The sequence below is a fragment of the Meishania litoralis genome, assembly GCF_042611095.1.
Lineage (GTDB): Bacteria > Bacteroidota > Bacteroidia > Flavobacteriales > Flavobacteriaceae > Meishania > Meishania litoralis.
This window is the reverse complement of record NZ_JBHFPV010000001.1, coordinates 1,729,412-1,742,307: the sequence shown is the minus strand read 5'-3', so window position 1 is coordinate 1,742,307 and position 12,896 is coordinate 1,729,412. Positions and strand designations below refer to the sequence as shown.

Sequence of the window (12,896 nt, the reverse complement as noted above, 5' to 3'; positions counted from 1 at the left end):
GAATACTCGTTTATTCGCGGGTTATCTCTAAAATCTCGAATTTCAAGGTACCGTTCGGAACAGTAATCTCGGCCACCTCACCAACCTTCTTGCCCAATAAACCTTTACCGATCGGCGAACTGACCGAAATCTTACCTGCTTTCAAATCGGCCTCGCTTTCGGCGACCAATGTATATTTCATCTCCATACCGTTGTTCTGGTTCTTTAACTTTACTGTTGAAAGCACCAGTACCTTTGATGTGTCAAGCTGTGATTCATCTATCAATCGGGCATTGGCCAAGACTTCTTCCATTTTCGAAATCTTCATTTCCAATAGCCCTTGTGCCTCTTTGGCAGCATCGTATTCCGCATTTTCGGAAAGATCGCCCTTATCGCGTGCCTCTGCTATGGCCTGCGAAGCTTTTGGTCTTTCCACGTCACGCAAATGATTTAGCTCGTCTTTGAGCTTTTTCAAACCTTCGGCGGTATAATATGATACGTTACCCATAACTTACTCGTTTATATAATAACAAAATCCTCTATGGCAATCAAGGCTAGCCCCGATTTTTTAGAGAGGATTTAACGCAAAGATACATATTTTTTACCCAAATTTGTATGCGATTTCCCTAACGGTATTTTTAACTATGAACCGTATTTGGTGTTTAATTTTAGTATTGTTGGTATTGTCATGTAGTAAGGATGGCACCAACCGAAATCCGTATTTACAGGAAATCGGTTTTCGGTTCGACATCAATACGAACCTACCCTTATACAGTCCGTTGACCAATACCGGCAATCCCGTTTATATCGATAATCAGACCGTTGGTACCCGAGGCGCGTTCGTAATGAATACGGGCTTTGACCAGTTCAGGGTCTTCGAGGCAAGCTGCCCCAATCATGCCCCCAGCGATTGTTCTACAATGACCATTGACGGCCAAAATGTGGTGTGCTCCTGTGATGATTTCGAGTATAGCCTTTTTACGGGACAGTTCTTGAATCGCCCCGATGATGGCAAACGCTATTACGACATGCTTGAATACCGCGCTTCTGCCAGTGGCAACATCATTATCATCTCGAACTAACAGGAGGGCGTTCTGCCACTTTGCCTAAAAATTCACGGTGGCACCGATCAAAAAGTTAATTCCGGCTTGGGGGTAATAGCCCGCACCTTCAATAGTGGTAATCGTATCAGTATTCGACCAAGTATCATCATAGGTATAGAAATACCCATTTGACTGATATAAAGTATTGAAAATATTGTTGACCAGCCCTGATAAGACAATACTTTTTACAAATGACTTGGTCGTTATTTCGTATTGTACGTTCAAATCGGTCTGAAAATAAGCATCCAATATAGAGACCTCAGAATCTATGTTCCCCATATACTGTTTGCCCACATACTTGGTCAATGTAGAGACCTGAAGGTTTTCAGAAGGTCTAAATGTCAAGCGATTTCCGACGATAAGGTTGGGCGAAAAGCTGATATTGGTGTTTCCCAAGTTTTGAATCTGACCGTCACGTTGAAATACAAAATCCCTGTTCTTATTGGTGCTCAATGAAATATTCGGGCTCCATTGAAAATTATCGCCGAACGCTATGTTCGCATCCATTTCAAGGCCCAAGCGATAACTGTCACCTACATTGGCGCGCAGTGGCGCGCCCACATCATTAAGTTCGCCCGTTAGCACCAGCTGGTCTTTGTAGTTCATGAAATAGGCATTGGTACTTAACTGAGTTTTAGGGGTAACATAGCGCCAACCCAATTCATAATCATGCAATCTTTCAGGTTTGGGATTTCCGTTTTCATAGTCGTTCCTATTCGGCTCACGATTCGCAACGGCAAAAGAAAAATAGAAATTGTTGTTCTTATTGAAATCATATAGGATCCCGACCTTCGGATTAAAAAAACCAAAGGTGTCGGCCACGATTCCCGTCTCTTCCCCATTGGCCTGGTATGCTACTCTTCGATATTGCAGGTCCCCGAATATATTCCAGTTCTGGCTCAATTTGTAATTTGCTTTTGTAAACCCGTTAAAATCGGTCTTTGCGGAGCCGTCATCGTAATAACGGTCCCTAATTTCACTGTTGCCAGCATAACGTGCCCAAATAATTTCGCCATAATGGTCTCCATCGTATTTGTTCCATCCGCCTCCGATAATAAGGTTCAGGTTTCTATGATCGTATTTAGCTGAAACAACAGCGCCATAAAAATGATTGTCCAACCACCGGCGACGGATCAGGTCGGTAGTATTCACTTCTTCTCCGTTTACCGTCAAAGGTTCGAATCCGTAGGTGGAAAAATCATCATCTTGTCTGAACTGCTCAAAATAACCCCGCCCCCGTGTATAGTGAAAGGCCAAATTGGTATTCCAGGCATCCGAAATTTCTTGGTTCCAAAGCAATTGGGCATGGTTCTGCTTATAGTTATCCTCTTCATTCTCATACGTGTAATAATTATACCGTCGGTCGGAATTTCTCAGGTTTTCGGCCTCCGCTTCTGAAAGTCCGTTATCCGAAATAAATTTTTCCACACCTTCAAGGTCATTGTTTATCCTAGCCAATGGAGTACCGTACCAAGCCTGGTAAGTAATCTCATGTCCTCCAAACAATAATACCTTTACGAGCGTATTCTCATCCTTGAAGGCCCCTTGCAAAAAATAGGAATCCAATTCTGAGGAAGCCCTGTCAATATAACCATCTGAGGTTATTCTTGACAGACGGCCCGCTATCTCGAAATGGTCGTTCAACAATCCGGTACTGAATTTTATGTTGTTCCGAAACGTATTGAAGCTGCCATAAGAAGAGGATATTCGCCCGTACGCTTCTTCGGAAACCGCATCGGTCAAGAGGTTCAAGCTGGCCCCAAAGGCTCCAGCCCCATTGGTCGATGTACCTACGCCGCGCTGCAGTTGCAAACTCTCTGTCGAAGAGGCGAAATCGGGCATGTTCACCCAAAATGTGCCATGTGACTCTGAATCGTTGTAAGGAATACCGTTAATGGTAACATTGACCCGTGTCGCATCACTTCCACGAACGCGAATGCCCGTATAGCCCACGCCAGCACCAGCATCGGAGGTCGTGACCACCGAAGGCAAAAAATTGATAAGTATGGGTATATCCTGTCCGAGATTGCGCGGTGCGATTTCCTCCTTTTTTAAGTTAGAATAGGTTACCGGTGATTCATTGGTGGCCCTTACCGCCGACACGAAGACTTCGTCAAGTACAATTTTTTTACCGTTGAGGGAATCTTCTTTTTGTTCTTGGGAATGCAGGCCCATGGTCAGGCCGACAAGGCCCAGAGTGATAAAAACAATTTTAATACGGGGCGTTTTCCCCTTATTAAGCAGTCGCATCGAACCGCTCGATAAAAGAGCTGTCCTAAAATTGATAATCGAATAGAGCGGTTTCATTCGTAATACATTTGTTACGAATAAAAGGGGCCATTATTCCAAGTTAAAAATGATTTTTGCCCAGCTAAGGACGAAGAAATTCCAAATAGTGGCTTTCGCCATCCCTTGGCGGCATTACCCGCCCAGGTTCATTGGGTATAATCTCAGCCTGATTGTACAAGCACCCCTTTGAGATGGTGCAAATGTAAGTCCGTAATTATATTTTTCATAGCTTTTCAGATAAATTTTTAACGGTTGGTTGTAAACAAAATCTCCTGATTTTGCGTATCTATAACAAGTTTTGTGGAGGGCAGCGATATGAACGAAAAATCCAAAAATCGGTTTACCTTAAAGATAATGTTGAGTTACCTCGTATTATTGGCTCTGGCCTTGACTTCGGGTTACTTCATCTACATTGAGATACAAGACTATATAGCCACCGGTTCAGGCGAAGATACCGATGTCAAGCTTCTCAAGACCGGGGCTCTGGTCACAGAATTGTACGAAGCTGAAAGTCTTTCAAAATTGGCCTTGAACAGTACCGCTGACAACAATTTTCTTTCCTATGCACAAAAGATAGATTCGATAAAAACCTCGATAGATTCTTTGAAATTATTGACCCAGGCGGCACAACAGAAAGAACTTTTGGACAGTCTTCAAGTCTTATTGGGACAGAAAGTCGCGAACAACAATGAACTCCGCCAATTGAAAAAACAAAGGACCAACAATAATTCTTTGGACAAGGCCTTGAAGGAATTCGATAAGATTAAAGAATCATTTGGAAGGTTTTCGGCCGAAAATATGGTGGCCGATTACGATAAATTGTCTCCGAACGAACAAAAAGTGCTGACGGAATATGCCAAGCTTTTGAGCCAAAATGTTCCGAAAAATCAAGATGGAACTGCCGATGCTGAATATGCCGATTCTATTTTATCGGCTTCTCGGGTCATGTTGGAAAGAGCGAAGCTCAAAGATTTCCAATCACAGCAATCTTTGGCACAGAAAGAGCTCGAGGTCAACAGAAACGATCTGGAACTTTCAAGACAACTTCAAAATATCATTGCGGCCTTAGAACAGGAAATTTTGGCCAATACCTATGAAGTCGGCCAAAAGCGGCAAGCGACGATGCGCCGTAGCATACGGCTGGCGGGCATTACGGCACTCTTAGGGTTCATAATCGTCGGTATTTTTACCTTTTTGATCAACCGCGATTTTTGGAAAGTACAACTGTATCGGCAAAAACTTGAAAAAGAAAAGAAATTTTCGGAATCACTACTAAAAAGTAGGGAACAACTCATTTCTACCGTAAGCCACGACCTTAGAACACCTTTGAATACCATATCGGGCTATACCGAATTGATGGAGAATACAGGCATTACGGACAAACAGGCCCGTTACCTCAAAAATATAAAATCAGCTTCAGAATACGTCGGTAATCTGGTCAATGACCTTTTGGATTTCTCGAAGCTGGAAGCGGGTAAACTGAATATCGAAAAAGTGCCTTTTGTCGCTGCCAATCTAATACGGGAGACCGCCGAGAACGTTGAGGCATTGTACCGCAACAAAAACCTAAAACTAACATTGGAAATCGACGGGCAGCTCGAAAAGCCCCTTTTGGGCGACCCTTTTCGCATTCGCCAAATTTTGAACAATCTTCTTGGAAACGCCTTTAAGTTTACCGAAGAAGGCTCCATTACTATCAAAGCGATAGCGCAGAATCGTTCATCAAAAAATACTTTGCTGCAAATTGACGTAATCGATACGGGAATCGGTATTCCCAACGAAAAACAGCACTTGATCTTCAAGGAATTTACACAGGCCGACCACTCGACGGAAAAAAGATTCGGAGGGTACGGACTGGGGTTGACCATTTCCAAAAAATTGGCCGAATTGCTCAACGGTTCGCTAAAACTGAAAAGTGAAGAAGGTATAGGGAGTACCTTTACGCTGCAGGTTCCATTGGAAGTGACGAACAAGGGCGTAACCGTTCGACAAGACACGGCCTTTTTGGTTCCGAAGTTGAAAATGCTGGTTATCGATGATGATGGCGCCCTTTTGGGCATGCTACGCGAACTAGCCGAAAGTATGGGTATTACCGTACATACATTCTCCAATTTTTTGGCCATCAAACAAGATTCGTATTTGGCCTATGACCTGGTCTTGACCGATATACAAATGCCCCAGGTTACAGGATTCGAGGTACTGAAAAGATTAAAATCGGGTAAATACGACCATTACCAAGGGCAACCCATTATCGCCATGACCGGACGACGTGATCTTGAAGTCGAGGCGTATACGGCATTAGGATTTGCCCAGGTACTTCAAAAACCCTTTTCAAAAGGCGAGTTGATCGGTATGCTCAACATGCTCGGCATCAAAACGGAAAAGATATCGGAAAAACCTGCTATTAAAAAAGAGCAGGAATCGACAACCCATTTCAATCTTGAAATAATCAATTCGTTTTTAGGTGATAACGATAATGCCGTTTGTGAAGTTCTACAAACTTTTCTTCGCGATACCGAAATCAATATTCAACAGCTTTCAGAGGCCGTAACGGTCATCGATTACGCGAAAATCAATCAAGTCGCGCATCGAATGTTGCCCATGTTCAGACAGCTGAAAGTCGATTCGACCGTGCCAACCTTGGAAAAATTGGAACTCGCCAATTGGAAAATCATGAATCGGGGGCAACTGCTCGATGCCCTGCAAAAAGTGAAAAGTGGAGTAACGAACCTGACCGACGAATTGAACGAATATTTGGCTACAAGTCTAAGTTATAATGATTGATTCGGTTGTAAAGTGTCTTACGGGTTACCTGTAATAGCTTGGCCGCCTTCGATTTATTGTAGTTGGTCTTTTGAAGTGCTTTGATAATCTGGTCTTTCTCAAATTCAGATTTGGAAATAGTACCAGGTACATTCTTTTTGCCATTGGCCTGCAAAATTTCTTTTGGCAAGGCCGATATTTCAACTTCGTCACCCGTCGTCAACAGTACCGCTCGTTTTATAACGTTCTGTAGTTCGCGCAAATTTCCGGGCCAGTGGTATTGTCGAAAAACATCCCAAACTTCGTTTGAAAATCCGTGCACATTTTTGTTCAGATTACTATTGGATTTTGACAAAAAATGGTCCGCAAAAAGCATTAGGTCCTCAAAGCGCTCTTCAAGCGAGGGAATATGGATTGAAAACTCGTTCAAGCGATGGTAGAGATCTTCCCGAAAAGTACCTTTTTCCACCGCTTCCGTCAAATCTTCATTGGTAGCGGTAACAATCCGGACATCTACATTGACTTCCTTGGTACTTCCTACTTTTTTTATTTTACGTTCCTGAAGTGCCCTCAATAATTGTATCTGATTTTCATAGGATAAGTTACCTACCTCATCCAAAAAAAGAGTACCGCCATTGGCCGCCTCGAAATTGCCCACCTTATCCTCTACGGCTCCGGTAAAACTTCCCTTGATATGGCCAAAGAACTCGCTGGCCGCCAATTCTTTGGGAATAGCGCCGCAATCGACCGCAATAAAATTGAAACTGCTACGGCTGCTGTTATCGTGAATGGCCTTAGCGGTGACTTCTTTACCCGTACCACTTTCGCCCGTAATCAATACCGACATATCGGTCGGCGCTACCAATTTTATGTATTCCTCAAGTTTCTTTGAGGCTTCACTTACGCCTAGAACAATCTTATGCGCATTATTTTCACTGACGTTATTGTCATTTCTAGGAATAATCTTTTGGGATGCCGATGGAGCTAAATCGGGTCGCGCTTTAAGAGCCTTTTCGATTACGGCCACGATGTCATCGGGAGTGAAAGGTTTCGCTATATAGTCATATGCACCTTTTTTCATGGCACTTACCGCCGAACCCACCTCAGCATAGCCCGTCATTACAATAACAGGGGTTTTCGGATTGCTCTTCTTTATCTCTTCGAGCAATTGGATGCCGTCATAATCGGGCAAGCGTAAATCGGTAAGAACAAGGTCATATGTAGTGCTATTGAACTTGGTCTTGGCATCGGGGGCTGCAAAACTTGTTTCTACGACGTATCCCTTTTTGGTCAAGAACCTTTGAAGCATTTGACAAAAGGCCGTATCGTCTTCGATGATCAAGATGTTTGGCATAAAATTAGGTCTCTAAAGGTATGTACGTAAAAATACCATAAGAAAGCTATTTGCCACCCAAAATTTTCATAAAATAGGCCCGCTAGAAAGCACCGTCTTCGGGCCACAAAACAATATGCGCCCAAAACAATTTAAAATAGAAAGGGGTTGCGATTGCAACCCCTTTCTGACCAAACCAACTTGATACAAAACAAATAACTCAAGTTATTACATTTCAATCCAGTTTCCGTTCTCGTCAGCATACAAGGTACCTGAAGTACCGTCTTCAAGAGATACTTCCAACTTGTATTGTTTTTCTTCGTTTACATAAGCCTTATCGATTTTGGCTGTCGGATAATTCTTTGAGACAGCGGCGGTCACAGCTTCTGGCAATTCTTCGGCAGCGATTTCAGAGAAATCATCTTGAGCCGTTACAACCTCGGTCGCTTCAGCTTGAACTTCTTCGGTATCCTGAGCGAACGCGGTTAGACTTCCAAGTGATAGCGCCAGTACAAAAACTAATTTTTTCATGATATATATTTATTAACTATTAAACTCATTACGTACATTGAAAAAATAGTACCAAAGATATTTTTTATAACTAACTTATTGTATGTTAGTGACTTATGTTCTAAATATTTAAATAGGAAGTGTATAATTCTGGGTAGTAGATCTAGAACTTTGTGTAGATTCTATACAAATTGACATGGCACTTAGAAAAAAAAGTCAGTGCCTTTAACGAACAAAGAATTTCTTGAAACCATCGATCCTCAAAGCAGATCTGTGCAGGTGCCTACCGGCAGGCAAGTTTCGCTGGTTTTATTTTGACCTGAAGGCCAAAAATCGAATTTCTGTTATTTAGATTCCCGCTGTTGCGGGAATGACATTTCATCGGAAACCCTGACACAGAAGTATGTGGGAATTCTTTTCGATTGAATACGTTGATGGTTATTGCGCAAAAAAAAGTCTCGACTCCGGGGGAAGTCGAGACTAAATGCTAATTAAGAACTGATTGATTTTCTTAAACTAAGCTCAGTGGCTTACATTTCAATCCAGTTACCTTCTGCGTCTGCATACAACTCAACTGCAGAACCGTCTTCTTTGGCAACTTCCAACTTGTATTGTGAAGCTTCGTTCATGTAGGCTTTAGAGATTGTAGCCCCAGGATGAGCTGCTTCTAGAGCAGTAGTGATGGCTTCTGGTAATTCTTCAATTGCAACTTCAGCAAAGTCATCTTGTGCCTCGGCAACTTCTTCAGTAGCCTCAACAGCAACTTCTTCAGTAGCTTCAACTGCCTCTTCAGTGGCCTCAACAGCAACTTCTTCAGTAGCTTCAACTGCCTCTTCAGTGGCTTCAACGGCAACTTCTTCAGTAACCTCAACTGATTCTTCAACGGCCTCTGTAGCGACCTCTTCGGTAGCTTCGACAGCTGTTTCAGTAGCTTCAGCGGCTACGGCCTGTACTTCTTCTTGTGCAAATACGGTCATTGATCCTAAGGCCATAACTGCAACTAACATTACTTTTTTCATTTTGTGTTCTTTTAAAATATTAATTATTTGTTTTGATAATCATCCTCATATACGGGAAAATAGTGCCAACAGATTATCGATCTTTAAATAAATCATAATATGCTGAATATGTGTTGTTTAAGTGTGTATAAAAATATTTATGTAATGTGTACCGTTGTGTAAAAAATGAAAAAAGTGTGTAAAACATACACACTTTTAAAAATTCGATAGCCCAAAGATCTAGCTTGCCCGATGTGATATCTTCAAAAGGTCGTTGACCGTCTTCACCGGATTGAAGGTTACCAAGGGTACCTCAACGAAAACAGTATTCCAAAAAGCCATTGCCCCATTCCATAGCCCAGGTAGTTCGAGTGCTTTTAGGGCCTTGCCATCTTTGGTCTTTTCGGTTATAAAGCCCTGTTTATAATCGACAAATTGCCTGAGGTCATATTTTTCGCCCTTGTAGTTCTTTATACCACAGACCAGATCAACAGGATTGAAGTGCGTTGAATTTTTCAGTATATGAACTTGATCCATATTGTTCATATCGATTTGGGCTGACTCGATAATCTGTAAAGAGCTATGACCATATGCATCTAATATCCAAAAAGGCCCTCCCCCGGGCTCGCCCTCGTTTTTGACCATGCCACAGACGCGGATCGGGCGGTTGATCTTGTCTTTCAAAACCGCAATCTGTTCTTCTTGATTGAAACCGTAGTATTTATGCAAAAATCTTGAGTTCAAATTTCTTTCAAGGAAGCCTTTGATTTCGGCCATCATGCCTTCGGAAACTTCACCCGTATCTAAAAGTTCGGCATATTCAAAAGCCTTTTCTTGAATTTTCAAAAGTAGACCGGCCAATACCTTTTTACTATCAGCGACTTTTTCTATATCTTTTTGTACTACTACATTGTCTATATTCTTGATGAAAACGATATCGGCATCTTGCTCATTGAGGTTTTCGATCAATGCTCCATGTCCGCCTGGTCTAAAGAGAAGCGACCCATCATCATTTCTAAACGGTCTATTTTTCATATCGACAGCTATGGTATCGGTAGAGGACTTTTGATAAGAATAGCCTACATTGAAAGATGTATTCGTTTTGCCCGAAACCCTTTCTTTTATATTCGAGAATTCCTTGTTGAACATTAAGCCATGTTGTTCGGAAATCGTAAAATGAAGATTGGCCGTATCATCTGTTCTACTGTACAGTGCGGCTTCCATAAAATGCTCTTCAAAAGGGGTCGCAACAAATTCACCGTAATTATGGAAAGGCAAGAGTCCCTTGGGGTAAAAGCCATAGTTAAGTCTGTCTTCGGACAATAGTTCCTTTACGAAAAGGTAGATTTCATCGTCTTTTGAAGTGGACTGCCCCACAATTCTGGATTGCACCAATTTATGGAAGGGAAAATCGGTCAGGCCTTGTGAAAAAACCTTGATATCACCATCATTGGTTCTCTGAAGGTAGCTTTCAAGGGTTTCTTTTCCAGGATTATAAGTATCCAAAAAATTGAATAGGGACTTGAACATTCGGGACGCTGCCCCCGAGGCCGGCACAAATTTCAGAAGTGTAAGTTTCTTTCGGTCTCTTTCAAATTTTGCGACAAGCTCCTTTTCTTCCAGCTCGGAAAATTTTGAAATTCCTCCACCGATGACCGCCGCCTTTTCCAATTTGACAAAAGGAATGCCTTCTTTAAAAGTCTCGATCTGATCGAGTACTTTGTCTTTTGTGATTCCCTTTTGATCTAACTGTGGCTGGTCTTGATTGGAAATATGGCTCATTTGTCAAGTAATTTATCGATATGGGCGACTGCGGTCGCCAGACGAGTTTTCTTATCTCCTTTTAAAATAATGAATTTACGATTGTATTTTTCTAAAGTGTCTCTAAAATATTGGAACATTCGCTCACGCTCCAATGGTTTGTCTCGAAGGTCGTCAAGCTCCCAAGGCACATCGATATACGTCAGAAAATAAAGATCGTATTGGTTTTCAAGGGCATACTTTTCTAAAATCGGGTCGCAATGCCCGACATAATAGGCTTCGGAATATACCTTGGTCTCTAAAAGATCCGTATCGCAAATAAGAACTTTTGTTGCTTTTTTGGCCAAATCATTCTCCAATCGTATCTGGCCTTCGGCAATGGGAAGCAGATCATGTGGTTCACAGGTCTTGCGTTCATTGTTCCATTTATTCTGTAAATATTCCCGTGCATATTCAGGCACCCAAACCGTATTGTAATGTCGAGCCAACTGCTCCGATAGGGTGGTCTTACCCGTTGATTCGGGGCCAAAAAGCACTACTCTTACGATATGTGCGGGCTGTTGTCTAAACTTTTTTTCCATTCGATATAGGCTTGAATCGCCAAAACGGTAAATATAACATATTGAAAGGAGAGCATGCCCCAACCGCGATATGCATAAAGGGGCACCGTAATCAAATCGGCAATAATCCAAAGGGTCCAATTTTCCAGTTTTTTAAGGGCCATATACCACATCGCGGTAAAGAATAGTCCTGATGTGAAAATATCGATATAATTGGAAGATTCGATTTCGTAATCGAACGCCCTATATACCGAATAGTTGATGGCCATGGTCGCAAAAAACAAGGCAACGCCTATCAATTTTTCCTTGGTTGTCGTTCGTGAAATTTGCACCACTTTTTTATCATCTTTTTTTCTAGACCAGTTCCACCACCCATAAATGCTCATTGCCGACCAATAGAAATTCATCATCATATCACCTAAAAGGCCGTCTTTTAAAAAAAGATATACGGTAATGACGGTGGCCACCAAGCCGGTCGGATAAACAAGGATGTTCTCCTTTTTGGCATACCAAACACTCAAAATACCGGCTACCAAAACAATTGCTTCTAGAACAATAATATGTGTTTCCTTTCCTTGGTACGAGCTGAGAAAAAAATCAAAAATTTGGTTCATAGCCGCTTCGGTCCGATTTTACGATTTTCATATATAGCAATCCCTTGTCCATCAATTCAAAGGCAATCTTGATCTCGGCATTCAACACCTGCATCACCTCGTCATATTCGCCATACACCTGGGTACTCAACGGATTTTCCAAAACGGTAAGTCCGGACGTTCGTAGGTTTTTGATAAAATTGATGATGTGTTGCTCAAAGTCGTCCTGTAAAGGCGAAAAGGTGAGCTCAACTGAGATTTTCATTGCTTGCGGTTTTATTTTCGGTTTGGCCTATGCAACCTCCGAAGACATACCACAAACTTATCAACTTCCAAGCGCATATACCATTGTAAATCCTTCAAATTCAAAAAAAGAAATATCGTAATGTGATATCTTTCCTTGGTATAAAATCTCTCCCGTTGTCTTAAGATCCGCAATCGAAAAATCGGCAATATTGATATGGTGCAAAAAACTCAGCCCCTCTTGGGCGTAAATCTTGTACAGTGATTCCTTACATCCCCAAACAACGGTCAACTTCCTTACAAGAGCATCGTTATTGGCGATAGTACGGTATTCTTCAATCGGGGTAAATTTATGGGCAATGCGCAAAATCTTATCGCGCTGTTTCTCGATATCGATACCGACTTCCCTATCTCCACTTACTATTATGCCCGTAAAATGGTTCGAATGGGTGATCGAAATATGTTTACCATCTTTTAAGTGGGGTTTTCCAGCGGCGTCGTAGTACATATCGTCATCTTCATAGCCTTGCTTGGCCATTAAATGCCGAATGCTCAAAAAACCTTTTCGATGGAGTTCCGATTTCATGCCGAGCATACGCCGTTGACTATTATCCGTAAGCCTGATTCCTTCCGAAAGTTGAGATTCTGATTCCTCGATCTTCCAAATGTGAACTAAAATCGATGAATCGACCGTTATAGTTTTATAAAGTGGCATTGCATTATTTAGGATATTCGTAACTTTGCCATCGCAATTGACGGAAAAA

At 42.0% G+C, this 12,896-nt stretch carries 12 protein-coding genes; 2 read left to right on the top strand and 10 right to left on the bottom strand.

Annotation, left to right across the window (positions count from 1 at the left end; genetic code table 11):
* Positions 1-10: 10 nt before the first annotated feature.
* Positions 11-487, bottom strand: a complete 477-nt coding sequence (greA, locus tag ACEZ3G_RS07780; protein ID WP_432424876.1) for a transcription elongation factor GreA — start codon at positions 485-487, stop codon at positions 11-13.
* Between the two features lie 136 nt (positions 488-623).
* On the opposite strand from greA, the gene ACEZ3G_RS07775 reads away from it, so the two are divergent.
* Complete coding sequence (locus ACEZ3G_RS07775; RefSeq protein ID WP_432424875.1) at positions 624-1,061, top strand: hypothetical protein; 438 nt, start codon at positions 624-626, stop codon at positions 1,059-1,061.
* A 24-nt stretch (positions 1,062-1,085) separates the two neighbouring features.
* Here ACEZ3G_RS07775 and ACEZ3G_RS07770 read toward each other — a convergent pair whose 3' ends face one another.
* On the bottom strand, positions 1,086-3,332 hold the full coding sequence (locus tag ACEZ3G_RS07770; RefSeq protein ID WP_432425160.1) for a TonB-dependent receptor: 2,247 nt from the start codon (positions 3,330-3,332) through the stop codon (positions 1,086-1,088).
* Between the two features lie 393 nt (positions 3,333-3,725).
* Between ACEZ3G_RS07770 and ACEZ3G_RS07765 the strand changes: the two genes are divergently transcribed.
* On the top strand, positions 3,726-6,155 hold the full coding sequence (locus ACEZ3G_RS07765) for a hybrid sensor histidine kinase/response regulator (RefSeq protein ID WP_432424874.1): 2,430 nt from the start codon (positions 3,726-3,728) through the stop codon (positions 6,153-6,155).
* On the opposite strand, the gene ACEZ3G_RS07760 is transcribed toward ACEZ3G_RS07765, so the two are convergent.
* The 8 genes from ACEZ3G_RS07760 to ACEZ3G_RS07725 form a co-directional block, all read right to left on the bottom strand.
* Positions 6,130-7,488: a sigma-54-dependent transcriptional regulator gene (locus ACEZ3G_RS07760; protein ID WP_432424873.1), complete on the bottom strand. Its 1,359-nt coding sequence runs from the start codon at positions 7,486-7,488 to the stop codon at positions 6,130-6,132. The genes ACEZ3G_RS07765 and ACEZ3G_RS07760 overlap by 26 nt on opposite strands.
* 207 nt (positions 7,489-7,695) lie before the next feature.
* Positions 7,696-7,998: a hypothetical protein gene (locus tag ACEZ3G_RS07755; protein ID WP_432424872.1), complete on the bottom strand. Its 303-nt coding sequence runs from the start codon at positions 7,996-7,998 to the stop codon at positions 7,696-7,698.
* 509 nt (positions 7,999-8,507) lie between these two features.
* Positions 8,508-8,996 carry a hypothetical protein gene (locus ACEZ3G_RS07750; protein WP_432424871.1) on the bottom strand — a complete coding sequence of 163 codons (489 nt, stop codon included), beginning with the start codon at positions 8,994-8,996 and terminating at the stop codon, positions 8,508-8,510.
* Positions 8,997-9,215: 219 nt separating this feature from the next.
* The gene (locus ACEZ3G_RS07745; RefSeq protein WP_432424870.1) at positions 9,216-10,757 is read right to left on the bottom strand and encodes a DUF4301 family protein; all 1,542 of its coding nucleotides are present in this window, start codon (positions 10,755-10,757) and stop codon (positions 9,216-9,218) included.
* Positions 10,754-11,317, bottom strand: coding sequence for an AAA family ATPase (locus ACEZ3G_RS07740; protein WP_432424869.1), 564 nt, complete (start codon positions 11,315-11,317; stop codon positions 10,754-10,756). Before ACEZ3G_RS07740 ends, ACEZ3G_RS07745 begins: the two co-directional genes overlap by 4 nt.
* A complete protein-coding gene (gene pnuC / locus ACEZ3G_RS07735) occupies positions 11,278-11,910 on the bottom strand; it encodes a nicotinamide riboside transporter PnuC (RefSeq protein WP_432424868.1) in 633 nt (210 codons plus the stop codon). Before pnuC ends, ACEZ3G_RS07740 begins: the two co-directional genes overlap by 40 nt.
* Positions 11,894-12,154, bottom strand: coding sequence for a thiamine-binding protein (locus tag ACEZ3G_RS07730; RefSeq protein ID WP_432424867.1), 261 nt, complete (start codon positions 12,152-12,154; stop codon positions 11,894-11,896). Before ACEZ3G_RS07730 ends, pnuC begins: the two co-directional genes overlap by 17 nt.
* A 60-nt stretch (positions 12,155-12,214) precedes the next feature.
* A complete protein-coding gene (locus ACEZ3G_RS07725; protein WP_432424866.1) occupies positions 12,215-12,847 on the bottom strand; it encodes a 4'-phosphopantetheinyl transferase family protein in 633 nt (210 codons plus the stop codon).
* Positions 12,848-12,896: the final 49 nt, after the last annotated feature.